General features: G+C 47.5%; 23 protein-coding genes and 2 tRNA genes. 15 read left to right on the top strand and 10 right to left on the bottom strand.

The genetic code is table 11. The features are described from left to right. Positions 1-111: 111 nt before the first annotated feature. Positions 112-1,020 (bottom strand): ribokinase, encoded by a 909-nt coding sequence (gene rbsK / locus WBG78_RS10835; protein ID WP_337326442.1) that lies wholly within the window; start codon positions 1,018-1,020, stop codon positions 112-114. A gap of 67 nt (positions 1,021-1,087) precedes the next feature. After that, complete coding sequence (locus tag WBG78_RS10830; RefSeq protein WP_337326441.1) at positions 1,088-2,503, bottom strand: FAD-binding oxidoreductase; 1,416 nt, start codon at positions 2,501-2,503, stop codon at positions 1,088-1,090. 47 nt (positions 2,504-2,550) lie between these two features. Between WBG78_RS10830 and WBG78_RS10825 the strand changes: the two genes are divergently transcribed. The 3 genes from WBG78_RS10825 (at position 2,551) to WBG78_RS10815 (ending at position 4,999) form a co-directional block, all read left to right on the top strand. Further along, entirely contained in the window at positions 2,551-3,162 is a 612-nt protein-coding gene (locus tag WBG78_RS10825) for a C40 family peptidase (RefSeq protein ID WP_337326440.1), read from the top strand. 125 nt (positions 3,163-3,287) lie between these two features. Next, positions 3,288-4,244, top strand: coding sequence for an isoaspartyl peptidase/L-asparaginase family protein (locus tag WBG78_RS10820; RefSeq protein ID WP_337326439.1), 957 nt, complete (start codon positions 3,288-3,290; stop codon positions 4,242-4,244). Further along, entirely contained in the window at positions 4,241-4,999 is a 759-nt protein-coding gene (locus tag WBG78_RS10815) for a copper homeostasis protein CutC (protein ID WP_337326438.1), read from the top strand. The genes WBG78_RS10820 and WBG78_RS10815 overlap by 4 nt, the downstream gene beginning before the upstream one ends. 130 nt (positions 5,000-5,129) lie before the next feature. On the opposite strand, the gene WBG78_RS10810 is transcribed toward WBG78_RS10815, so the two are convergent. After that, positions 5,130-8,078, bottom strand: a complete 2,949-nt coding sequence (locus WBG78_RS10810; protein WP_337326437.1) for a TonB-dependent receptor domain-containing protein — start codon at positions 8,076-8,078, stop codon at positions 5,130-5,132. Positions 8,079-8,368: 290 nt separating this feature from the next. On the opposite strand from WBG78_RS10810, the gene WBG78_RS10805 reads away from it, so the two are divergent. Both WBG78_RS10805 and WBG78_RS10800 read left to right on the top strand, forming a co-directional pair. Further along, complete coding sequence (locus WBG78_RS10805; RefSeq protein ID WP_337326436.1) at positions 8,369-9,406, top strand: sensor histidine kinase; 1,038 nt, start codon at positions 8,369-8,371, stop codon at positions 9,404-9,406. Then, positions 9,403-10,146, top strand: a complete 744-nt coding sequence (locus WBG78_RS10800) for a LytR/AlgR family response regulator transcription factor (RefSeq protein ID WP_337326435.1) — start codon at positions 9,403-9,405, stop codon at positions 10,144-10,146. Before WBG78_RS10805 ends, WBG78_RS10800 begins: the two co-directional genes overlap by 4 nt. Before the next feature lie 4 nt (positions 10,147-10,150). On the opposite strand, the gene WBG78_RS10795 is transcribed toward WBG78_RS10800, so the two are convergent. Continuing rightward, positions 10,151-10,711, bottom strand: coding sequence for a cupin domain-containing protein (locus WBG78_RS10795; RefSeq protein WP_337326434.1), 561 nt, complete (start codon positions 10,709-10,711; stop codon positions 10,151-10,153). A gap of 188 nt (positions 10,712-10,899) precedes the next feature. Further along, a tRNA-Ala gene (locus WBG78_RS10790) sits at positions 10,900-10,973 on the bottom strand. A gap of 216 nt (positions 10,974-11,189) precedes the next feature. On the opposite strand from WBG78_RS10790, the gene WBG78_RS10785 reads away from it, so the two are divergent. From WBG78_RS10785 to WBG78_RS10775, 3 genes are all read left to right on the top strand, one after another. Beyond that, positions 11,190-12,884 (top strand): DEAD/DEAH box helicase, encoded by a 1,695-nt coding sequence (locus tag WBG78_RS10785; RefSeq protein ID WP_337326433.1) that lies wholly within the window; start codon positions 11,190-11,192, stop codon positions 12,882-12,884. A gap of 215 nt (positions 12,885-13,099) precedes the next feature. Next, positions 13,100-14,458, top strand: coding sequence for a Gfo/Idh/MocA family protein (locus tag WBG78_RS10780; protein WP_337326432.1), 1,359 nt, complete (start codon positions 13,100-13,102; stop codon positions 14,456-14,458). Positions 14,459-14,554: 96 nt separating this feature from the next. Continuing rightward, positions 14,555-15,580 (top strand): PmoA family protein, encoded by a 1,026-nt coding sequence (locus tag WBG78_RS10775; RefSeq protein WP_337326431.1) that lies wholly within the window; start codon positions 14,555-14,557, stop codon positions 15,578-15,580. Between the two features lie 286 nt (positions 15,581-15,866). Here WBG78_RS10775 and WBG78_RS10770 read toward each other — a convergent pair whose 3' ends face one another. Further along, positions 15,867-16,751: a phytanoyl-CoA dioxygenase family protein gene (locus tag WBG78_RS10770; RefSeq protein WP_337326430.1), complete on the bottom strand. Its 885-nt coding sequence runs from the start codon at positions 16,749-16,751 to the stop codon at positions 15,867-15,869. Positions 16,752-16,998: 247 nt separating this feature from the next. Here WBG78_RS10770 and trxA point away from each other — a divergent pair, with 247 nt between their 5' ends. Beyond that, a complete protein-coding gene (gene trxA / locus WBG78_RS10765) occupies positions 16,999-17,301 on the top strand; it encodes a thioredoxin (protein ID WP_337326429.1) in 303 nt (100 codons plus the stop codon). A gap of 199 nt (positions 17,302-17,500) precedes the next feature. On the opposite strand, the gene WBG78_RS10760 is transcribed toward trxA, so the two are convergent. From WBG78_RS10760 to WBG78_RS10750, 3 genes are all read right to left on the bottom strand, one after another. Further along, on the bottom strand, positions 17,501-17,782 hold the full coding sequence (locus WBG78_RS10760) for a hypothetical protein (protein ID WP_337326428.1): 282 nt from the start codon (positions 17,780-17,782) through the stop codon (positions 17,501-17,503). 141 nt (positions 17,783-17,923) lie between these two features. Continuing rightward, positions 17,924-17,998, bottom strand: a tRNA-Pro gene (locus WBG78_RS10755). Between the two features lie 140 nt (positions 17,999-18,138). Continuing rightward, positions 18,139-18,417, bottom strand: coding sequence for a hypothetical protein (locus WBG78_RS10750; protein WP_337326427.1), 279 nt, complete (start codon positions 18,415-18,417; stop codon positions 18,139-18,141). Between the two features lie 276 nt (positions 18,418-18,693). Here WBG78_RS10750 and WBG78_RS10745 point away from each other — a divergent pair, with 276 nt between their 5' ends. From WBG78_RS10745 to WBG78_RS10730, 4 genes are all read left to right on the top strand, one after another. Next, entirely contained in the window at positions 18,694-20,052 is a 1,359-nt protein-coding gene (locus tag WBG78_RS10745) for a DUF4270 family protein (RefSeq protein ID WP_337326426.1), read from the top strand. 20 nt (positions 20,053-20,072) lie between these two features. Next, positions 20,073-21,107 carry a Kelch repeat-containing protein gene (locus WBG78_RS10740; protein WP_337326425.1) on the top strand — a complete coding sequence of 345 codons (1,035 nt, stop codon included), beginning with the start codon at positions 20,073-20,075 and terminating at the stop codon, positions 21,105-21,107. A gap of 96 nt (positions 21,108-21,203) precedes the next feature. Further along, positions 21,204-22,289, top strand: a complete 1,086-nt coding sequence (locus WBG78_RS10735; protein ID WP_337326424.1) for a sensor histidine kinase — start codon at positions 21,204-21,206, stop codon at positions 22,287-22,289. Next, positions 22,286-23,005 carry a LytR/AlgR family response regulator transcription factor gene (locus tag WBG78_RS10730; RefSeq protein WP_337326423.1) on the top strand — a complete coding sequence of 240 codons (720 nt, stop codon included), beginning with the start codon at positions 22,286-22,288 and terminating at the stop codon, positions 23,003-23,005. Before WBG78_RS10735 ends, WBG78_RS10730 begins: the two co-directional genes overlap by 4 nt. A gap of 165 nt (positions 23,006-23,170) precedes the next feature. Here the strand turns inward: WBG78_RS10730 and WBG78_RS10725 are convergent, their stop codons facing one another. Next, positions 23,171-23,818: a carboxypeptidase-like regulatory domain-containing protein gene (locus WBG78_RS10725; RefSeq protein WP_337326422.1), complete on the bottom strand. Its 648-nt coding sequence runs from the start codon at positions 23,816-23,818 to the stop codon at positions 23,171-23,173. Positions 23,819-23,910: 92 nt separating this feature from the next. On the opposite strand from WBG78_RS10725, the gene WBG78_RS10720 reads away from it, so the two are divergent. Continuing rightward, the gene (locus WBG78_RS10720) at positions 23,911-24,318 is read left to right on the top strand and encodes an ArsR/SmtB family transcription factor (protein ID WP_337326421.1); all 408 of its coding nucleotides are present in this window, start codon (positions 23,911-23,913) and stop codon (positions 24,316-24,318) included. After that, positions 24,282-25,049 carry a YjjG family noncanonical pyrimidine nucleotidase gene (locus WBG78_RS10715; RefSeq protein ID WP_337326420.1) on the top strand — a complete coding sequence of 256 codons (768 nt, stop codon included), beginning with the start codon at positions 24,282-24,284 and terminating at the stop codon, positions 25,047-25,049. Before WBG78_RS10720 ends, WBG78_RS10715 begins: the two co-directional genes overlap by 37 nt. The last annotated feature ends 15 nt before the right edge of the window (positions 25,050-25,064 follow it).

The following is a 25,064-nucleotide window of genomic DNA, read 5'->3' as shown; positions in this document are numbered from 1 at the left end:
TTCCAGGAGATTGTTGTTAACTGTGGGAATCGTGGCCATATGATTTGATAGTTACCTGTTGATTATTAGTGCTTATTGCTATTGTGTAAGCTCATGTTATGTAAGCTCGCGTTATGCAAGCTCATGTTTATAAGGCGCAGATGACTGTGCGCCCATTCGTGTTACTGACAAAGCTGCCGCCCGGTTCGCGAGCCTTACAGCATCATCGATCGTGCTGCCCTCTGATAAGGCGACGGCTAATGCACCATTAAATATGTCGCCTGCCGCAGTTGAATCCACGGCCTGGACTTCCGGAGCGTCAATCATCCGGCTGCCGTTGTTGTCGGATACAAATGCGCCCTGCTTACCAAGTGTAATGATGACCGTGGCAATGCCTTTTTTCTGAAACCATTTCGCAGCCTCTGTAGCAGAAGGTGTGTCGTGTACTCTGATACCCGATAGTGTTTCTGCCTCGGTACGGTTTGGTGTAATGATGCTGACATTTGATAACAGGTCGCCTGGCAACGTCCGGGCTGGAGCAGGATTGAGGATGACCGTTGCGCCCCTGCTTTTCGCGAGTTCCGCAGTGTAAGTGACTGTTTCGAGTGGTATCTCCAGCTGCATGAGCACAAGGGTGTCAGTGCTGAACAGCGCAGCCCCTTTTTTCACATCCGCAGGGGAGAGCGTGCCGTTGGAGCCTGCGGCCACAACAATTGTATTTTCACCTTTTCCATCGACGGTGATCAATGCAACTCCAGACGGATGCTTCTCGTCGACGTGTATGTAGTCGGTTACGATTCCTTCGTTGCTAAACTGGGCACGAGCTTTTTCGCCAAACAGGTCCTTTCCTATTTTCGCAATCAATGTTACCTGCCCTTCGAGCCGTGCTGCAGCAACTGCCTGATTTGCGCCCTTTCCTCCGGGAAATAGAAAGAATTCTCCACCCATGAGGGTCTCGCCAGGTTTGGGAAAGGACTCAGTCTTAATAACCATGTCGGTATTCGAGCTACCAACAACAATAATTCGTTTTGAAGAGGGCATCGGATCGTATGGAATCGATTCCGATGTTACGGGAATTTTCGGTGATAAGGAATCAAAAAGAATACAATCAAAAGATCTTTCCGGGATTCAGAATGCCTTTAGGATCGAACGCGCTCTTAATCCCACGCATCAAAACCAGGTTAGCTTCTCTCATCGCGATGGGCATATAGGGTCTTTTTGCAATACCGATTCCATGTTCTCCGGACAAAGTACCGCCAAGGCTGACCGCGAGTTTAAATATGTCCCCAATTCCTTCTACTACCGTTGTGTTCCAGGCCTCCTCGCTGATATTCTCCTTGAGTATATCTACATGCAAATTGCCATCCCCAAGGTGTCCATAGCAAACGGAATTGAAGCCAACAGACCGACCGATCTCTTTAATGCCGTTGATGAGTGCCGGAAGGTTTCCGCGCGGTACAACAACGTCTTCCGCCCGATTGATCGAATATGCTTTCACGGCAGGACTTATGTTACGACGTATCTTCCACAATTCGTCCTTCTGCGCTTCGGTGTCGGCAAAGAGAACTTCGCCCACCATGAATTGCTCTACCACATTCATAACGCGTTCCGCATCGCGCATCAAAACTTCGTCGTCGTTTCCATCCAGTTCACAAAGAAGATACGCATCCATGTTTTCCGGAAACGGAGTCGTGACGCGCGCATTCGTGATCTTTTCAACGTAGCTGATAGTCTTCATGGCAGCTTCCCTTTCAAAGAATTCCATTCCTGAGGGAGTAATGCCTGAACGAAATATCTCCGCTATAGCGCGACATGCTTCTGCGCTCGTCACGAATGGCATCAAAAGCAAAACGGTCTTCTGCGGGTAGCCTCTCAGTTTGAATACGATTTTCGTGATAATGCCCAGTGTTCCTTCGCTGCCGCACATCAATTGAGTGAGATTATAACCGGTCGAATTCTTCAGTACATTGGCTCCTGTCCAAATGATATCTCCATTGGGCAGCACTACTTCCAGATTAAGGACATAGTCACGGGTCACACCATATTTTACAGCTTTGGGACCGCCACTGTTTTCTGAGACGTTGCCTCCAATAAAACAGGAACCGCGGCTTGCAGGATCAGGCGGATAGAACAAACCTTTCTCCTTTACGGCCATCTGAAATACTTCTGTAATTACTCCGGGTTCAACTGTTGCCTGAAGATTCAGCTCGTCGATGGATAATATTCTGTTGAATCTCTCCATCGAGATCACAACACCCTTCTGGACGGGTAATGCACCGCCGCTCAGGCCGGTTCCACCGCCGCGTGGCGTAACCGGAATTGAATATTGGTTACACAGGTGCATGATGGCACTAACTTCCTCTGCGGTGCCTGGTTTCAATACGACATCGGGTAGAAACGAATGGTCCTCCGTCTCATCATGTCCATACCGATAACGTCCCTCTTCGTCGAGTATTGCATTGGATTCGCCAACGATGGATAACAATCGACCAGTGATGTCCGTTGTAACTTCTGTGAATGCCATTAATAAGCTATATTTGGAGAACTATTTTTTAAGCTGACCTTAGCTGTATGCTATTTTTTCAACACAATATTAAGCAAAAGGTTACCCTCATCGCCTGCGTTGGAGCAACACTTTTTTTTGCTTCGTGTGCTTCGAACAAGAACGTAGCAAGGCGTACAGCGCCTAAGAAGGAACCTGCAGTTGCGCACGTACCTGAAAAGGTTGAATCTGAACCTGATGTAAGAACTTCAGAGGATGTAGCGGAATCAGTGCCAACTCCGTCTACTGACGTTGACAAGGTAATCTCGACAGCAAGAACTTATTTGGGTACGCCTTACAGATATGGCGGCACAACACGTTCGGGCATGGATTGCTCTGGACTGTTGTTGAATTCATTTAAGGCTGTCGATGTAGCACTGCCCCGAAGCTCCGAAGCACAAAGCAAAGTTGGAAAGGAGATCAGGAAGATGAATGATCTTGAACCCGGTGATCTTGTCTTTTTTGCTACCGGAAAAAGTAAGAACACCATCACACACGTGGGGCTCGTAACAGACGTAAAGTCTCGCGACAATATCAAGTTTATTCACTCGTCAAGCTCGCTTGGCGTGGTGGAGACCAATCTTTATGCGGAATACTATCTGAAGCGCTTTCGCGGCGCACGTCGCGTGATAAAGGAGTGATAGTTTCACTCATGGAATTTGCTACCTTGGCAGGAACAACATCCATGAGCGCCACCTTTCATCAATAGCGATGAATGTCAAGGTTGGCGATTTCGATGTGTCCTTGAACAAACAGAACACCACGCATGAAGACGCGTCGCGATTTCCTGAAGATGTCGGCCATGGGAGCCATGCTGCCGGCAATGAATTCAATGCCGCATTCCGCGGCCAATAGTCCTATCGTTATTTCCACCTGGAACTTCGGCCTGGCGGCCAACGTGGAAGCGTGGAAGGTTCTATCCGCAAACGGCCGGGCACTGGATGCTGTTGAAGCGGGCGCCCGCGTACCGGAGGGTGATCCAAACGAGACATCCGTGGGACTTGGCGGGCTACCTGATCGTGATGGCAAGGTTACTCTCGATGCCTGCATCATGGACGAAAACGGTAACTGTGGTTCCGTGGCATTTGTGCAGGGCATCGTTCATCCGATCTCTGTTGCAAGGGCCGTCATGGAAAAGACGCCTCACGTGATGTTGGTTGGAGAGGGTGCCGAACGCTTTGCATTTGCCAATGGGTTTAAGAAAGAGAAGTTACTCACGCCAAAGTCTGAGCAGGCATGGAAGGAATGGCTGAAGACGGCAAAGTATAAACCAATCATCAATGTCGAAAATCACGACACGATCGGTATCGTGGCGCTCGATGTAAGTGGAAATTTATCCGGTGCGTGTACAACAAGCGGACTGGCTTATAAGATGCATGGAAGAGTAGGGGACTCGCCAATTATTGGTGCAGGAATGTACGTGGACAATGAAATAGGAGCGGCAGCAGCCACCGGCATGGGCGAAGAAGTCATCAAGATCGTGGGCTGCCACCTGGTGGTAGAACTAATGCGGCAGGGGAATAGCCCGAAAGACGCGTGTAGACTAGCAGTTGAACGGATAGCAAAAAAGAATCCCGAGCGTGCGAAAGAAATCCAGGTTGGATTCCTCGCTGTAAATAAGACCGGCGACTACGGAGCGTTCTGTCTGCAGAAAGGATTTAACTATGCCGTGCACGATAAATCAGGAAACAAATTGATCGATTCAGGATATTACTTTTCATGAAAGCAGAGGTTGTAGTTTATAATATAGCATCCGCGCTCGCGGCAGATGCCGGAGGTGCAGACAGAATAGAATTGTGTGACAATCCGGGAGAGGGAGGGACTACGCCGTCCGCAGGTGTCGTGGAGGTTGTTAGGCAGCATGTGAACCTCGATGTCTTTGCAATGCTTCGCCCCAGGGGTGGCGACTTCTGTTATTCCAGTTATGAGTTCCATTCGATGAAACGCGATCTCTCGCAGTTTCAAAAACTCAGTATTGATGGCATTGTATTCGGCATTTTGCTGCCCGATGGTACTATCGACAAGAAGCGCTGTGCTGAACTCATTCAAAAGGCAAAGCCTTTAAAGATTACCTGTCATCGGGCATTCGATATGACACGGGATCCGTTTCAGGCATTGGAAGATTGTATCGAAGTTGGATTCGATCGGATACTTACCTCGGGACAGCAACCCCAGGCAATTGCTGGTGTTGATCTTATTCGCGAGCTCATTGTACGGGCCGCCGGTCGCATTTCCATCATGCCTGGATCGGGTGTGAATGAGAACACGGTCGGTGATATAATTTCTAAAACCGGAGCACAGGAGATTCATTTCTCTGCGATGGCCAGTGAACCCAGCAAGATGGTTTATAAAAATCCAGCTATTGCGGGAATGGGATCAGATGAAGGCAGCGAGTATTTGCTGAGGACGGTTGACCCCTCCCGCGTGAAGAACATCAAGGCACTGGCGGTCGAGGCGATTCAGAACAAGGTGCCATAGCCTGCAGGAGGCACACGTTTACCTACGCTTTCTAAATTCGTATTATTAAAAAAAATGAACTGCCCGTTTGAGCAGTTCATTTACCTATACGCTTAGATGCTCAGGGAGCCAGAAGTTATTCCGGCTTCCTTTACTTAGCACGTGTCGCTTTTATCGGGAATGTTCCAAAACTTCCTACGGTCATTTCACCTGCGAACTCATTGTCCTTGATGATCGACCTTACTTTTACTACCATCTCATTACCACCTTGTCCGGTTGTAGTGTATTGGAATGTAAGTTCGTTGCCGCTTACGGATACTGATGAAAGTGGAGTCTCGCGGTTGAAGCGCTTGTTCGTAATGATGCCGGTATAGGTGCCGTTGTCTTTCTTGATCATCACATCGCCACCGCCACCCTGAGGTGAATCCACTGTATAATTCCATGTGCCTTCAGCATTCACGACTGCATTTGCATCAGCTCCAGGCAATGTTGCAGCGGCTGCCCCTGCAGCGGCTGCTCCGGAAGCTGCGCCACTACCCTGGGTTCCAGTGGCCGGACGGTTGCCACCACCTTGTCCGCCGCGTTGCTGACCACCCTGGCCACCACCACCTTGTCCGCCTTCCATTCCACCACCGCCGCCATCGCCGCCTTCTTTCAGGTCGTCGTTGCTGATAGAGCGTCTGCGTGATGGACGCTGTTCAACACTCATCTTACCAATGCGGAAGCTGAACGTTACGCGGAAGCTCATGTTGCGCATCACGTTAAGGCTGTTTTGTTGGATGTAATCTGTTTCGAGCTTGCTCTTAATCCTGAACTCGCTTGTCAGGAAGTTCTCAGCGCCAAAACCAATCGATCCTTTCTTGTCAAAGATTTCTTTTCTGACGCCAAGGCTATACATGCCAAAGCCACCCTGGGTTCCCTGCAGTTGTATCTGGCGTCCTCTTGCGAAACCAAACGCCTGAATTCCCCACCCTTTGCCCAGGTTATAATTACCGAACATGCGACCACTGATGACAAAGCCTTCATTGCGCGATCCTATATTGTTATCAAGCACCGTGTAATACATGTCGGAACCACCATTCAATGATAGTTTGCCGAGGTTTACGTTGGCGAACAGGCTGAGGCCATATGCATTCTCAGTACCAATATTCTGATAGGTTGTTAATATGCCTCCGTTCTCCAGAGGGACACGAACCTGTTGAATAGAACCGGTTGTATTCCGTACGAACGAAGTCAGGTTCAACGAAACTCCTTTGATGAACGTATTGTACCCCAGTTCATAGTTGTTTGTGTATTCGGGATCAAGCTCAGGATTACCCTGCGATATATTGATCTGGTTGGAGCTCTGAATATTAGGGTTCAGGAATCGTATAGACGGACGCTGTATGCGACGATTGTACGAAGCCTTGATCATGCCACCTTTGCCCAACTTCTTGGATACGTTAACGCTGGGCACCAGCACACCATAAGACGGAATATCGATGTTGTCTTCAGTGCGGGTGTACGCGTCGATCGTTGTGTATTCATATCGCGACCCTGCCTTGAAGCTATATCCTTTAGGAAGCGTAAGCGTGTATGACAAATACCCTGAAGCTATGTTTTGATTGTAGTTAAGGTTGTTTGTGAGGCGTACACTGTCAACAAGTACATAGTTACCATCGCCTTCAGGATCGCTGAAGTAAGAATAGTCACTGTACGCATGACGGATGATGTCCTTAGCGCCCATTTCGAGCATTTGATTCTTGCCTATAGGAGTTTGAAAGTCCGCCTGCAGCGTCATCTCGTCGTTGTAACTATCGTTGAGGTTCTTGTAACCACTTGGAGCAGAGACACCATTTGCTTCAAGCGTTGTGTTGTTGAAGTCGTTGTTACGATTGTTTTTGCTATACAGTGCCATCAGACTAAATTCCTTCTGTGGCTTTTCATAAAGGTGTGTATAGGTAAGACTCGCATCGACCGAGTTGTTAAGGTCATTGGTTTTTACATTTCGCAGGTTGCTGCTGGTAAGTGCGTCGTTGGTAAGCATTTGTGTGTACAAGCCATCCTGATAGGAAATGTTGTTACGTGCACCTATGCGTACTGAAGCTGTAAGCGTGTTGTACTTGTTAATGTCGTAATCCCAACCAAGGTTGTAATTGCCAAAGAGACCATGGCTCCTGGTATCGGCCTGCTGCAGGTTAAGTGTTTGATTCGAAGATGCAGGATCTGTGGTGAGCTGCGCGTTCTCGAATCGGCCGTTGATGTTGTACATGCTTCGACCCCAGCCTCCGAGTGAGAATCCCATCTTACCGGTGCGTAGATTTCCATTCAACCCGAGGTTTGATCCTCTCGTGCCCACGCCGGCGTCAACGTTCAGCGTAGCACCCTGCAATGTGTTCTTCTTTGTTACGATGTTGATGATACCACCAGATCCTTCTGCATCATACTTCGCAGATGGAGAAGTAATCACTTCGACGGTTTTGATTTGATCAGCAGGAATCTGCTTCAACGCATCGGCTACACTGCTCGCCATGATCGTGGATGGCTTGTTGTTAACGAGAACAAGAATATTCTGACTGCCGCGCAATGTTACGTTGCCATCCATATCGACTGACAACATCGGCACGCGCTTCAATACATCGGTGGCATCGCCGCCTTTCGTGGTCTGGTCGTTTTCTGCGTTGTATATCGTGCGGTCTACGCGTTCTTCCACTAGATCCTTCTGTCCTTCAATCACTACTTCCTTCAACACCTTCGTTCCTGTACCAAGCTTGACGATCCCCAGATTGACGTCACCGTGTTTGTCGACACTTACGCCGTTGATCGTTTGTGTCTCATAGCCTATAAATGACACCTGTACATTATATGAACCTTCAGCTACTTTGTTGATTGTGAATTCTCCTTTGTCATCGCAGACTGTACCATTTACGGGTTTTCCCGTAGTCGGATCATTAAGCGCCACCGTTGCAAACTCTACAGGCTGATTGCTATCCACGTCGATTACCTTGCCGCTGATTTTCGCATTTCCCTTCTGTCCCGTCACTTGCTGTGTCTCAGGATTTTGCGCAACCGCAACTTGGATAAACAATAAGCTGACCAGTGCGGGTAATAATTTTTTCATGTGTGATTGAAGAAAAAAATAGATTAAACTGATAACGGCATTACAGCCCAATGCCGATGCCAACAATTAATACTGCAAAACAAGGTGTTTTGTTCTATACCATTGATGGTTATTATACCAGCGGGCACTTTGATTCGATGACTCGGCCACCTATTCGACGGATCCAAACAATGCTCTGTTTCCGGCTATCCGTCGAGCCGATAGTGTTATAGGTATAAAAGACAATTGATACCCGCAATGATACGACCGTACGAATTACCTTTAGGCCACTCATAACGTATAGTTGAATCATGTCATCGTTTTTTCAGCAGCGACGAGTCCTCATACTGCACCTTTCTTTCTGGTGTGTTTATTTGTCGTTCTTCCTTTATCAGCTGTCCTCATTTCGCGGCAAAGAATTTGATTGGGAGCGTGTAATTACAGCCGCATCACTTCAGATAACGTTTGCGGCGATTGCAGCATACCTCAACTTCTTCTTTCTGCTTCCAAGATTTCTACGGCACAAGAACCTCTTGCGATACATTGCTGAGTTCATTTTGCCTTTCGCTTTACTAATGGTCGTAAGGATCTCGCTTGATCGATATATCGTCGATGGCTTCAGCGGGCGCGAGGAATGGATCTACAGCACGCGTTTCGTCGTGCAGGTGATCATGGTCAATCTGTTCATTGTGATCTTCGTTGCCATGCTGCGTTTCGCACAGGAATGGATCGATCTCGAGGCAAAGAAAAAGGAAGTCGAGAATGAACGGCTTATCGCTGAACTCAATTTCCTCAAAGCCCAGATCAATCCTCACTTTCTTTTTAATACGCTGAACAATCTTTATTACCTCGCCTACAGTAAATCGGAAAACACAACAGAGGTAATAGCCAAGCTCTCGCAGATGATGCGTTACATGATCTACGACTCAAACCATCCCAAGGTGTTGTTGAAGAAAGAGATTGAATACATGCTGAACTATATTAGCCTGGAGCGATTGAGACTCAATGATCAGGTACCGATTCAATTTAATGTTTCCGGAAGCACGGAGAATGTGTGGATAACTCCGCTCATCTTCATAACTTTTCTGGAGAATGCATTCAAGCATGGCGTGAGCAACAATAATCCGAAGTCATGGGTCAATATTTCGATCTGTCTCAAGGACACGACCTGCGTGTACACAGTTGAGAACAGTAAGAGAAATGAATCGAAGGAGAATGTTGAAAAGTCTGGAATCGGATTGCGTAATGTGCGCCGTCGTCTTGAATTAAGCTATCCCGGAGCATATTCGCTTGAGATGAACGACACTCCGGAGAAGTACACTGTTAAACTGAATCTTGAATTAGCTTGAAAATCAATTGCCTGATCGTTGATGATGAACCGCTCGCGCGTAATCTCCTGACGGATTATGTACGCAAGGTGCCACAATTGAATCTGGTCGACACTCTTTCCAGTCCTCTCCAGGTTATGGATGCTTTGAGGAACAATGAGATCGATGTAATGTTCCTGGATGTGCAGATGCCTGATCTTACAGGTATCTCGCTCTTAAAAGCTCTTCAAAAGAAACCGCTCATTGTTCTCACTACAGCCTATTCAGAGTATGCACTCGAAGGTTATGAGCTCGATGTCGCTGATTACCTCCTTAAGCCAATTACGTTTGAACGCTTTCTGAAGGCAGTTGAAAAAATAACGCAGCGACTCGCAGAGCGATTGCCATCTGGGCCGTCCGTTGCACCGGTTGCGCATAAGCAGGGCGTTGAGGCATCACAACCATTTGTTTTTGTGAAAGACGGCACGAAGCTCATCAAATTGCGTATCGATGACATTCAATACGTTGAAGGACTCAAGGATTACGTTACTATTCACACGAAAACTCAAAAGATAGTTTCTCTTCAACGTCTCAAGGCGCTCGAAGAGGAATTGCCTGCAGACAAATTTATCCGCGTTCATAATTCATTCATTGTCGCATTCAATGCCATCGACGTCATTCACAAGAACGACGTGCAGGTGGGAGCAACAATGATCCCTATCGGTGAGACCTACAAAAAGTCATTTCGTGATTTTATTGACAGGAATAGAATTACTGGTTGATTCCTTAACCGGCACTTAACGGAGGGCCTACTACCTGCATTCCATGATCAGCAAAAGCCGCTTCTATCGTTTCCTTTGATGGGGGAGAACTCCATTGATCGGTCACAACAAAGAACTCTTCCATCTTTCCTGCCGGCATATAAGTTACCACCATCTTGCCCGTCTGAGTCTTTTGAAGGAAAGCATGTTTGACATTGCGCGGAAGGAAAATGGTATCTCCTGCCTTCAGTTGAAATTTGTCTTCACCAACTTGGAACAGGTATTCACCTTCGACTACGTAAAACCATTCGTCCTGCTGGGGATGAATGTGCAGGGGTGGTCCGCCATTCGGAGTAAGGCCGGTTTGCTCGAACACAGCGATATCACCATCGGTGTCCTTGCCAGATATTTTGATGTCGAGAATGTTCAGGGTTACACCCTTCATTTTATAGTGAACACCAAAACGTGCGTCACCGGCATTTACTTTAAAACCTTTTGCTGTTCGTGGCATAGCGAAAGCTTTAAGAGAAGAAAAAACTGCGGGGATAGCAGCCCATGCGGACCACAAGAATACGTTTCTTTTCATGGTACGGTAGTTACGGCTAAAGCTTGTGGGAACTTGGCCCCCTAAGCTACGAAAGGGCCGGCGGATAACTGAGTCTTACCTCGACAGAAAACCGTGATGTTAAAGTTCTGGCAACGTGTGAGCGAAGCGCAATGGGTTATAAAAGGAAAAGCTGCCGTCGATCTTTATAGATTTCAGGCAGCCTTTCGTGGAGCATATCGGAGTCGAACCGATGACCTTCACACTGCCAGCGTGACGCTCTAGCCAGCTGAGCTAATGCCCCAGGGGCCGCAAATATAAACGAGCGATTGGTTAGCTGTGCAGCGCCGGGCGACATTTTTTGATTTTATTGGTGTACCTTCGCGCCCTGATCGCAAAAGCACGAAATCGCCGTACACTGCAATATCCTACCAGGATGACAATTCAGGCCGGCGTCTGCGTGGCAGAATGCACTATCATATGCAGGCAAGAGCCCTGGCATTAAACAAAATACTAACACATGAAATCTTTCGAATCCCTGGGTCTCTCCGGGGCGCTTGTCCAGTCAGTACTCCAGATAGGATTTGAAACCCCTACACCGATTCAGGAACAGGCCATTCCAGTGCTTCTGAGCGGTAATCGCGATTTTGTAGGTCTCGCCCAGACAGGAACGGGAAAAACAGCAGCTTTTGGTCTGCCTCTGCTCGAGTTGACTGATGCCAGCATCCGCGAAACACAGGCCCTGGTGTTGGCGCCTACACGCGAACTCGGCCTCCAGATCGCCAACGACCTTGAGAATTTTTCAGAGAAGTTCAAGGCATTCAACATTGTGGCAGTTTATGGCGGAGCAAGTATCAGTGAGCAGATTCGAAAGGTGAAGAAAGGGGCACAGATCATCGTCGCCACACCGGGACGACTCATCGACCTGGTAGACCGGAAAGCAATCAATCTTTCCACCGTTCGCTACGTCGTCCTCGATGAAGCCGACGAGATGCTGAACATGGGCTTCAAGGACGAGCTGGATAAGATATTGTCGTTTACACCGGAAACAAAACAGACCTGGTTGTTCTCTGCTACGATGCCTCGCGAAGTGCGGGAGATCATGAAGAACTACATGACCGATCCGTTCGAGTTGCAGGTAGGTGAGAAGAACACGAGTAATGCGAACATCACTCACAACTATGTGCTGGTTCATGAGAAGGACAAGTACCTCGCATTGAAGCGCATTCTCGACGACAACCCTCAGATTTTTGGTTTGATCTTCTGCCGCACCCGCATCGATACACAAAGAATTGCCGAGATGCTGATGAAGGATGGATATAACGCTGACGCTTTGCATGGTGACCTCACCCAGCAACAACGCGATCGAGTGATGATGAAATTCAGAGACAGAAGCCTTCAGATCCTGGTGGCTACCGACGTAGCTGCACGGGGCATTGATGTTGATGATATCACGCACGTGATTCACCTCAACATACCTGATGAAATGGAGTTTTATACTCACCGCAGTGGAAGAACAGCCCGTGCGGGAAAGCGTGGGATATCCATTGCCATGATCTCCCGGCGTGAATTGGGTAAGGTAAAGCAAATCGAAAAAGCACTGAAGACTACCTTCACCAAAATGCCCATCCCTACAGGTGAACAGGTATGTCAACGTCAGTTGCTCGCGCTGATGCACAAGGTCCGCGAGGTGAAGGTTAATGAAGACGAAATTGCTACTTTCCTTCCTGCGGTATACGAGGAGTTACAGGACCTCAGCAAGAACGATCTTATCAAGCGCTTTGCATCGATAGAGTTTAACCGTTTCCTGGATTACTATCGCAACGCGCCTGACCTGAACATCGAAGACCGGAAGCCCGGTGAGCATGAGAATGAGCGTTACCGTCTTGGAGGAAGGTTCTTCATTAACCTTGGCAAGATGGATGGAATGGAGAAGGGCGACTTGCTCGAACTCATTGATGATGTCACAGGAGTTGATGGGAAGGCAATCGGAAAGATTGAGCTTAAAGGTGCATATTCATTTTTTGAAGCGGAGAAGGAGAAGGTCGACGATATCCTCAATGGATTCAAGGACATTGAATACAATGGACGGCAGGTAAGGGTGGAGTTGACAGGCAAGGCTCCTAATAATTCATCACGTGATTATAAGCGCGGTAAGAGCAGCTTTATGCGCAAGCCGGGAGGAAAGAAGGGTTCGGGTAAAAAGCCAGGTTGATAAAGACTAGTTTGATTCAAGATTCCTGAGCACCCCTGCTCAGGAATTTTCTTTTTTATGACCCCCGCGTAAGTTCATTGAGATTATCCATCGCAACTCATTGCGAATGGGCCTGCGCATTTTGTTCCTTAAATAGTGATGAAAGGGTGCTGATGTTTGTGAGAAAGTATTGAAATTAGGCATCACTTAACTTCAAACGCTAAACCTGAAACGTTATGAGTACATCCAGACGTAATTTTCTGAAGAAATCCGCTGCTGCCACGGCGAGTGCCTACCTCGGTACCTTTGCATTTAGCCCTAAAAGCTATGCCCGGATAATAGGAGCTAACGACCGCGTGCGCGTAGGGGTTGTTGGTTTCTCTGATCGCTTCAGGGGATCTCTGCTGCCCGCATTTTCATCCTTACACAAAGAGAATAACTTTGATATTGTAGCAGTGTCTGACATCTGGCGACTGCGTCGTGAAGCTGCACTTGTTCAGCTCAAAGATAAGATGGGCCATGAAGTAAAGGCATACAGAAATAACGATGAGTTATACGCTTCGAAGTCTGTCGACGCTGTAATCATCAGCACAGCAGACTTCCAGCATGCTCAGCACGGCATTGAGGCAGTACGTTCCGGATGTGACGCTTATATCGAAAAACCTTTTGCTGAAACCATGGAAGACAACCGCGCTGCTTTAAAGGCAGTGAAGGAGACTGGCAAGATCGTTCAGATCGGTTCTCAGCGCCGAAGCGGTACTAACTATAAGGCCGCTGCGTCTTTTGTTCAGAGCGGAAAATTTGGTGATGTTACTATGGTGGAGTTGACCTGGAACGTTAACCAGCCCGGCCGTTGGAGACGCACCAAGGATGTAGAACTGTTGAAAGAGGAAGATACAGACTGGAAACGCTATCTGATGAATCGTCCGTTTGAGCCATTTAACGCTCGCAAGCATCTCGAGTTCCGTCTGTTCTGGCCTTATTCCTCAGGCCTTCCAGGTCAATGGATGAGTCACCAGATCGACACGGTGCATTGGTTCACCGGTCTTAAACATCCTCGCAGTGTGGTGGCGAATGGCGGGATTTATATGTGGAAAGATGGTCGCGAAAACTGGGATACCATAACTGCCGTATTTGACTATGGACCTGAGAACGATGCTAAGAAAGGATTCCAGGTTACATTCTCCTCACGTATGCATAATGGTTCTGATGATCCGAAAGAGCTCTATTACAGCAACGGTGGAGAAATGAACCTGAACACCAACATGATCTCACCAACCGGCGGACTGAGCGAGAAGCATGCGAAGGCAATGGGCATGGAAGCAAACCTTCTGCCTGAAATGAGCCTGAAGCAGGTAGAGGAGAAGGTTGAAACATCTGCGAATACTGGCGGTGATGCTCTTACAACAAACCATATGCGTAACTGGATGGAATGCGTTCGCAGCCGCAAGCAGACAAATGCTCCTGTTGAAGCAGGCTACTCGCACGCAATTGCCTGTATCATGGCTAATGCAGCGGCGCGTACGGGAACGAAAGTTACCTTCGATGAATCACGGCAGGAAGTAATGGCCGGATCCAAAGTCTTTAATATTTAGCAGTCATTTAAGTCATGGTTTTAAATGGGGCGAGTACAATTTGTGTTCGCTCCCATTTGAACGCCTTCCATCAATCTATCTAAACAAGTTACATTCATGAGAATCCTCATGTTCATAGCCGCCTTCGGCTTGCTGACTCATTGCGCGATGGCCCAGAAGGGTTTTAGTTTAAAAACAGACGACGCCAAAAAGAAGGTAAGCGTGTTGTACAACGGAAAGTTGCTCACGGCATACTGTTATTTTGATTCCACCGAAAAGCCGGTGTTGTATCCGGTGAAAACACTTTCCGGAATCACGGTCACCCGTGGATATCCCGTAGCACCAAGGGAAGGCGAGCGAACTGATCACCCACATCATCTTGGTATCTGGTTGAATTACGAGAGCGTGAATGGGTTGGACTTCTGGAACAACAGCACAGCTATCGCAAAAGAGAAACTTGATCATTATGGTTCAATACGTCATCAGAAGGTATTGTCGTCGTCAGGCAAAGGCGATCGTGCAAGTCTTTCAACGAGTAGCCAGTGGGTTGACCACGGTGGAAATGTGTTGCTGAACGAAGTCACGGATTTTCAATTCTCGGTGTCGGGCAGTGATTTCATCATTGACAGGACCAGCACACTTACCGGGGCAACAGATGTAGAGTTCAAAGATGTGAAGGACGGAATGTTAGCGATACGTGTATCGCGGGCGTTGGAAATGCCTTCCAAAGAAGCCGGCAGTTTCGTAGATGCTCATGGCCAGGTGACCAAGGTTCCCGCTATGGACAACTCCCAGGTTACTGGTTTGTACGTGAACCGGGAAGGAATTCAGGGCGATAGCGTATGGGGTAAGCGATCTGAATGGGCTCTGTTGAGAGGTAAAGAAGGAGGTAAGGATGTTGCTATCATTATTATCGATCATCCTTCCAACCCAGGCTATCCAACATACTGGCACGCACGTGGCTACGGATTGTTTGCTGCTAACCCCCTGGGACAAAAAGTGTTCAGCAAGGGAAAAGAAGAACTGGATCTTAAGCTGAAGAAAGGCGAGAAAGTGAGTTTCAAATACAGGATCGTAATTCACGAAGGATCTGTTGACGCAAAGCAGGCCGATGCTTTGATGAACGCGTTTACTAAAAAGTAGACTATTGCCGTAACCGGCAAGGTGCGGCTTAAGGTCGGATGGTTAATCTGAACGGCGAATGAAAGAGACTGGGAAAGTCTGGGAAAGACTGGGGCCACGCTGGGGAAGACTGGGAAAGGACTGGGGCTAAACTGGGACTTGGCTGGGGCTACGCTGGAAGAGTTCCGTCCGATATGCCTCAATCCATTATGCTTCCAAGGTCACGAACTTGTGCATTGAACGATTTTTGCCCCGACCTTTCAATCAACAACCCTGTCCAGCCGAAGGCTGGCCCCAGATCAACAAATCAATAGATGGCCAGCGGGTCGCCCAGCAAAGGAAAGAACTGGCCTTCCATCTTGTTTCCTTTACTGATTGCAGGAACTCCTTCGAGCAGCGTATCATTGGAGTCACTGACAGTTCCTTCGGCAAATACGTTGATCACAAACGCACGACGGGAACGTGGCGACTTGTTCTCATATGAGCCATGTACAAGCAAGGGATGATGAAACGATCCGTGTCCTTTCTTCATTTCGATGAACACCTTATTTGCAAACTGTTTCTTTTGGTCATTGTTGAGAAAGCGCTCCAGGCCATCCATGTCACCTGCAAGTTCCGGCTTATCCAGCAGGCCCCATTTGTGACTTCCGGGTATATAACAAAGACATCCATTTTCACGGTTGGCGTCATCCAGTCCGATCCAGCAGGTAAGGTGCTGCATTGGCGTTGTGCGCGTCCAGTAGCTGTAGTCCTGGTGCCATGCAACGACGCCTCCATGATGAGCAGGTTTGGAGAAGAGCTGGTCGTGCCAGAACCGCACTGCCTTATTGCCCAGCAACTGACTTGCCACTACAACAAATGCAGGGTTCCACAGAACATCGTGAAAACCCTCAGTAATCCTCCAGTGCCCGAGCGAATGAAAGAGGACAGCGTTTGGATTGCTTGATTCGTTGCTGTGAAATTCGTAGAACAGATGATGCAGTGGATGTGAGGGATCCTTGATCTCTTCGAGTTCGGTGGCCAGCTGCGTAACCTGAGCGTCGTCCAGCAACCTGATGTTGGCGAGGTATCCATTTTCACGAAAGAAGGCAATCTGATCAGGCTCGAGAGCAAACTGTTCCCAGTCTGAACGCTTCAGTTTTGGGAAGAGTTTTGAAACCGGTTGGTGGAATTGCGATAGATCGGAATTCATAACGTTTTGGTTATGCTATTTTGAAAATGAGTTCGTGCTGAATTGACAGGGTTGCCTGTACTTGTGCGCATAATGTCAGGGGTCATTGTGTGCTAAAGCCTGACGCTAAGAAACAGTAATTCTTTGAAAAATGCCGAAGCAATCGTTCGAAATTGGACCAGCGGTTGCGCCGGAAGCTTTGCCCAACGGCGTCACTATCAGGGTTGGACGACTTTTTGATATGTTGTGAGCAACAAAAGCCAAGGTTATGTCCAAGATGTCTTTTAGCGAACTAATCAAGAGAAACGAGCCAACATTTGTCGATTTCTCTGCGGAATGGTGCGGTCCGTGTAAGATGATGGCGCCAATCCTGGAAGAGCTAAAGTCGAAAGTAGGAGAGGAAGTGAAGATCCTGAAGATCGATATCGACCGCAATCCGCAGGCCGCTGCAGCTTATCAGGTGCAGAGTGTTCCCACGTTGATGTTATTCAAGGCAGGGAATGTTGTATGGAGGCAGTCTGGGGTGGTGCCGGCAGAGTATCTCAAACGGGTGATTGATCAGCACGCCTAGTATAGCGTCCGAGCGTCCTATCATAGATTCCGGATCAGCGTTAGCACAATAGTTGGATTTCAAGCCTTGTCCCATTCGTTGCATACTGGAGTCAGAACCGTATCAGACCCGTATCAAACCCGTGTCAAACCCGTATCACATCCGACTGTTATCTATGTCAGACCGCATTGGTAGGCGTTTACATTTGTGAGCGAGGTGGCTAGAATGTAGCCTGAAATTGGTAAATAATCGAGATGCAATTCTTATAGTAATCGCAGGCTGAGCAGCCTTTGCCGTGACAAACAAGCAGTTGATTGGCCAGCTTTGCTTTGAATCCTTTATAGATCTCCTTGAAAAATAGCAGGTTATATTCTCTGCTGTTATCAGCGAAGCTGTACGTCAGGGCGCGTTCAATTTTTTTATCGTAGGCCACGGCCTCTTTGAAGCTGTAGGCCTCACAAAAACTCTGAACGTCGATCCGTAAAAGATCTTGATCAATCATAGAAGGAAGTGTTGAACCCGACATTGAAAGACAAGGAAACTTTGAAAGGACGATGAAGATTGATGCAAGTTGCGGGCCTAAATGATTTCCAGGTTCAGAAACAAAAAAACCGCTCCGAACTTCCATTCAAAGCGGTTTATGTCGGGGCGAGATGATTCGAACATCCGACCCCCACGTCCCTAACGTGGTGCGCTAACCGGGCTGCGCTACGCCCCGAGCATCCGCCCTTATCGAGCGGGGTGCAATATTAAGAAATTGATCTTATCTACCAAAAGCCGGAAGATGGCGATTCCTGAATGCTTGCGATGCTTCGCGCAGACATCTTTTAGAGGACTAAATGACGACTGATGAGGTGATCAGCCAAGCCACAGCTCGCGCATGTAGCGGTTTGCATAAAACGGCATAAAGAACCTCCAGGCTTCAGCTTCCTCAATTACCCCAAGTTTTCTAAGCCGGTAGATGTGTACAAAAGGCCTGTACCACAAGACGTAAAGTAGTAAGCCAGCGAGGAAAAATCCGGACCCTAAGGTCAAATTGACCATTTGAAGTGCGGGAATCGGTATCACACACAATAGATAGAACTCAATCCGGTTAAACCATTTGGTAGCCATAACGGTAGTTTTTGATGTAGCCAAGATATCAAATTTTGTCGACTGTCGTTGAAATGGAAGGCACGAACCAGAGGCCGATCCTGATAGTGCGTCGCCAAGCCTCTTTTCTACATCCTGTTGCCTTCTTGCCTCGTCGACACATAGTCGGCTTTCATATACTCTTTTTTCAGCACCCCCCGGAAATCTCCAAGTTCACGCTTCGAAACGTTGGATATGCGGGTACGTATGGAGACTGACTTTGCTACAGTGCTGAAACGAGGTGGTTCTCACCGTCGTCGTTCAGCCTGGCAATTGTCAATCATGAAAAAGATACAATTCATCCCTGTACTGGTTTGTCTCAGTCTGCTGGCAGAATGTGTGAACGATCCGAACACACTCGGGTTGTCGAACAGCACCTTTTCGTCGGACTATGATGTAGTTGTTGTCGACACAGTTACGGTTCGTGTCTCTACTGTATTGCTGGATTCTTTTCCTACATCCAACACGGGTGTCCTGCTTGTGGGCGGCTACAACGATGCAAAACTCGGTCGAATGCAGGGCGAAGGGTATATGCAGATAGGAACAGGCAACACCTGGACGCCACCAGCGGATGCGATATTCGATTCACTCGTATTGATCGCCCATTACAGCGGTTATACCTATGGAGATACAACGGTCGCCCACAACATTGAAGTCAGGCGTGTAACCCAGCCGTTTCAGGTTTATTCAATGCCACAATTCTGGATCAACGAAGGACAGTATTCGGCACTCTATACAGCTAACAGCAAATTTAACGGAAGTGCTATGCGCTACAGCGCTCAGCCAATTGGCTCAAAGAAAGTTCGTATCCGTGCTCACAGTTCCGACTCGCTGATGGTCCGGATAAATGATGACCTGGGTCGCGAATGGCTGCGGTTAACGAAGGAGAATTCACCCGATTTGATTGAAGATTCCCGATTCTCTGAATACTTCAAGGGAATTTGTATGGGTACCGACGGCACTGACGAAAGCGTTATTGGAATAAAGACGGAGAATATCAAGATAAGACTTTACTACAAAACGTATGTTGGCGAGCAATTGACGCAACAATATCACGACTACACTTTTACGACTAATCTGTTTAACTACTCTCGCTTTACGGCCGACAGGTCACAGACTTCATTGAATACTTTGTCACTTGCGGCCGATGAGGTCACCTCCGTCAAGACAGATGACATGGCATTTGTGCAATCGGGCACCGGCCTTGTGACAAAAGTTACGTTTCCTTATCTCTTCCGATTGTTAAGACTCACAGATGTACTATTGGTAAACCAGGCATTGCTGGTGATCGAACCAGTCAAAGATAGTTATAACGATCAGCATCCGCTTCCTTCCAGTTTAACCCTTTATCATACAGATAAGAGGAACCTTCCGCTGCAACGTGTATACGCGAACTACAACACGAACGCATATCAATCAGCAACGATCAGCTTCGATGAAGAGTTCGATAAGTCAACAGGATATCAGTTTGTCGTAACGCAGCTCGCACAGCAACTGTTAAGCACCGACGGTTCTACGGATCGTGGATTGCTCATCATGCCGGATGCCAGCCAATTGAACACTACTGTGAACCGGGCATACTTCGGCGCGGGAGGAGACTATAGGATAAAACTTAAGATCTGGTACACGAAACTACAATGAAGTCAAATATTCGAACTAATATGAATACAATTTTTCTGAGGAACAGCTTGCAGGCAGTACGTCGGATGATGACAATGGCCTTGTTGATCGGTCTGTCAGCTTCCTGCAGCGACAGTAGCTCTAACGCTGATTCAACACTGATGGGTGAGTGGTATAAGCGTTCTTCTTACGAGGGAGTGGCGCGTAGCGGTGCCGTTGGATTTGTCATTGATGGAAAAGCCTATGTTGGCACAGGTTACACTGGCACAGTATGGTTGAAAGACTTCTATGAATATGATGCTGACAAGAACAATTGGTTTAAGCGTGCCGAATTTCCTGGTATTGCGCGCAGCGCTGCCGTGGCATTTACGGCAAATGGCAAGGGCTATGTCGGCACGGGTTACGACGGTACCAACTATCTGAAGGATTTTTACGAGTATGATCCCATTGCAGACACCTGGACGCAGATAGCTGACTTTATGGGCACAGCGAGATTTCAGGCAACGGCGTTCTCCGTTGAGAACGTCGGTTACGTAGGAACCGGCTACGATGGTAACTACCTTAAAGACTTTTATGCTTATGATCCGTCTACAAACACCTGGACGCAAAAGGCAAGCTACAGTGGCGACAAGCTCATCAATGCATTTGCCTTTACAATTGATGGCCGCGGCTATGTGGGAGGGGGAATGAACAACGGATTATTAAACCAGGAGTTCTGGGAATATGATCCCATCAACAATCTTTGGATAGAAAAGAACGATTTGCAGGACGACGACAATGATGATGACGAGAATGATGACGACTATACAATAGCGAGATCTCTTGCTGCCACCTTTGTTATCAATGGAAAAGGATATGTTGCTTTAGGAGCCCGAGGATCACTGGATGCCGGAGTTTGGGAATACACGCCTGCTCTGGACCAGTGGACTCAAATGACAACATTTGAAGGGTCCTCAAGGGAGACACCAGTTGGATTTTCGATCGGCGACAAAGGCTACATAACTACGGGACGAAATTCAACGGCACGTTATGACGATCTGTGGATGTTCGATCCGACTGCCGAAGACGTCGACTAAGCATACACATATTCTAAACCATTAATTTGGTATTTTGCCAAGGTGAACCAATCAGGGCTAAGTGTCGGAAGTCAAAGGACCAATCGTTGGTTGGTCGTGTTGTTACATGTTGTTGCAGCGGTGACTTTTATTGTGCTTCCCCTGATGTTCTTTGGTCCCCGTAATGATGAGCGCAGGATGCCACCTCCACCCAATAGCGAAAGAGGATTCCGTCATCCACGCGAAGGTCACGAGTTTCCAGACAACCGTCCTCAGCCGGGTCAGATGCGTCATCAGGACATCAAGGCGATGCAGTGGCATTCCATATTGTTCAATGTAGTGCTTATAGCATTCTTCTACCTGAACATGTATGTTCTTGTGCCGCGCATCCTGACGAAGAAAAACTGGCTGTATTATGCAGGAGTAATTTTGCTATGCTTCCTCGTATTGTTCGCATTAAACAGGTTGATCGACTATGCGCTGATCCGGGATGGGTTCCGGCCCGGGCGGCCCGGGTACTTTGTGACCATTAATTTTCTGCTTGTATTTGGCCTTAGTACGGCGTTGCGCCTTACCAGCGACCGGATCCAGTTTGAGCGCGAACGTGAACAGCGTGAAAATGAAAATCTCAAGTCAGAACTTTCACTTCTCCGTTCGCAGATCAGTCCGCATTTCATGTTTAACGTGCTAAACAGCCTGGCCTCATTGGCGCGGAAGAAATCGGATCAGCTTGAGCCTGTAATTATTCAGCTTTCACAACTGATGCGTTATATGCTTTATGATGCCGGCGACAAGCGTATGTCGATTAGTAAAGAGATTGAATATCTGTCCAATTATATCGATCTGCAAAAACTCAGGTTTGGAAATGACATCGACATTACGTTCGAAACCAACGTAATGCGTGGAGACCTGGCGATCGAGCCGATGTTGCTGATTCCATTTGTCGAAAACGCCTTTAAGCATGGTACCGGTCTTGTGATGAACCCAGCGATTCATATTGACCTGGTGTCCGATGATCAGATTCTTAACTTCACGGTTCGAAACAAGTTTAGTCAGGCTACACAGGCGAAGGACCCAAGCTCAGGAATTGGCATTCAAAACGTTCGGCGCAGACTGGACTTACTGTACAGGGATAAGTACATGCTGAATCTCACACAGGATGGATTGTGGTTTAAAGTTGAATTAAAACTAACTTTGAAATGATGCGTTGCCTGGCCGTAGACGATGAGTCACTTGCCCTCGATCTACTCGAGGATAACATTCGCAAGATTCCGTATCTCACTTTGGTGAAGCGATGCAAAAATGCATTCGAAGCTCAGGAGGTCTTAGCGCGTGAACCGATCGATCTGATGTTTCTCGACATTCAAATGCCGGGGATCACCGGAGTGCAGTTCCTTCAATCGGTAGCCGCGCCACCACTGGTAATTTTTATAACTGCATATGAACAGTTTGCCCTGGAAGGATTTAACCTCGACGTAGTCGACTACTTGCTCAAGCCCGTATCTTTTGATCGTTTCCTTAAAGCTGTTAATAAGGCTCAGGAGTTGTTCAATCATCGCAATAATCCACAGATGCCAGCGCCAGTGATGGACTACCTGTTCGTCAATGCTGAATACAATCTGGTAAAGATCAATGTAAGGGACATTGTTTATGTTGAAGGACTCAAGGACTACATCAAAATCTTTCTGGAGAATGTTCAGCGCCCGGTAATCACACGAATGAGCCTGAAACTGATAGAGGAGAAATTACCGTCGGACAAGTTCGTCCGCGTGCATAAATCCTTTATTGTTTCGCTTGAGAAGATCATTTCGATAAGGAAAGGGAAAATCAGCATTGGTGGAGTCCAGGTACCCATCAGCGAACATTACAAGGACAATCTTCAACGTTTTATTGACCCCACTCACTTAGCTCAGAATTGACGTTTCGTCGCGGAATCAGCGGCGGTCGTCTATTGATTTTTACGCAAAGCAAACGGCAGCGTACTTTTACACACTTTACAAGCACATAATTAGTTTGGTAAGTCTTAGCCGGCACGTTGATTTATCTGTGGCAGCCATCAATCACAGTAACTCTGACGTTGCCGGTTATTTCTTGTTCTTGTCTTTCTTCAGCTGACTAAAGAACTTGGCCCAGTTGAACGGGTTGAGATAAGGATTGGTAACAGGTTGGAAGCGGTTATTGGCAGAACCTGCCCACTGATCGAGATAGTAGCGCTGATTCATGTAACCATCCATAGGAGTTGTCTTGAGCATGAGCGCCATCAACTCTTCATTAAAATTTCGTCTGTCAACTCCCTTGTCGTCAACCGGCATGTTCAATGCCAGCACAGCCTGTTTAAACACTTCTTCAGTTGGGAATGACATGATCACAACTTCCTGCAAGTAGGTCGTATCCATAACCATGGTCACGACGATCGTCTCGTATTCTTTCGCATTTTCCGGCACCTTGAAAAACTGGCGTGCATAGCCTACAGCACTGATAGTAATTTCATCGTTTTCAAGGACAGGCATTGAAAAGAAACCCATGCCATTGGTAGTAACACCGCGGCCTGCTTTAGGAACGTAAACGTGTACGCCGGGAATGGGGCGTCCGGATACGGAATCATCCTCGAGAACAACGCCCGACAATTGAATAATGCGTTTTTTTTGCTGAGCGACCACATTTACAGTGGCAGCCAACATGATTGCACCCAGGAGTGCGGGAATCAGGATATGCTTGATATTCAACTTCACAGGCTTTATTGTCCGCGGACCTCAAATATAAATATAAGGCGTTTAACTCCCTAATTTACCCTACATTTGGCCCCGAGACAAAAACGTTCTCCATGAGGCTAAAAACCTTCAATCTGTCGTTGGGAGCGCAGATATTCAAGGCTTGCGCAGATGAATCCAGGTTGCGTATTCTCAGCCTGATTGTGTTGAATGGCGAAATGTGTATTTCGGATCTGGAAAAGATCCTTGATTTCACACAGGCAAAAACTTCACGTCATCTGATCTACCTGAAGAACTCCGGCATTCTGAATTCGCGCCGCTACAATCACTGGGTATTTTACCAGATTAAGGATAGCGTGGAGGATATTGTCAAACAGGTGTTTCAGTTTTTGAAGAGGGATCAGCAGCTGATGCACGATCAGCATACTTATCAAACCTTGTTTACGAACCGCGAATTGGCCGTAAACAAATTGCAGATCCAGGAATGGCAACGCGCGACAACGCGGGAGAAAGTGACGTGAGGATGATTGACATGAAAGAACAACTCGTTGGTAAAACGAAGAAGTATTGCACCGTATTCTTTGATCTCGACCATACCCTCTGGGACTATGAGACAAACTCCTGCGATACGCTGAAGGAGCTTCACAACACATATGAACTAAGTACCAGAGGAATTACTGATGTTCAATTATTTCTGAATCAATTCAGGACGGTAAACAATGAACTTTGGGACTTGTTTGATACCGGCAGGATCGCCAGTGATGTGATACGCAAAGAAAGATTCCAGCGTATACTCGGTCACTTTGGTGTTCGCGACGAAAAACTTGACCGGGACCTTTCTGCAGACTATCTGGATCAATGTCCACGCAAGGGCCAACTTATGCCGTATGCTATTGATGTACTTGACTACCTTGCTGGTCGTTATCGGCTGGCGGTGATCACGAACGGCTTTGACGAGATACAACAGCTTAAGCTTGCAGCAGGAAATCTGCATAAGTACTTCAATCACATCATCACTTCTCAAACGGCAGGACACCGGAAGCCTGCCCGGGAGATATTCGAATATGCGCTACAACATAACGAAACACAATGTCATGAAGCAATTATGATTGGTGACAATCTCATTACTGACATTGGCGGAGCAAAAGGAGCCAACATCGATGCCGTATTTTTCAATGCAGAACAGCGCGTGCATAATGAAGAACTGGATTTTGAAATTACGAGTTTGCTGGAGCTAAAGAGCATCTTATAGGGTGCCGCCGATTTT

This window comes from Chryseolinea sp. T2 (assembly GCF_037203685.1).
Taxonomy (GTDB): Bacteria; Bacteroidota; Bacteroidia; order Cytophagales; family Cyclobacteriaceae; genus Chryseolinea.
The sequence above is the reverse complement of the archived record's forward strand: the minus strand, read 5'-3'. Positions and strand labels throughout refer to the sequence as shown.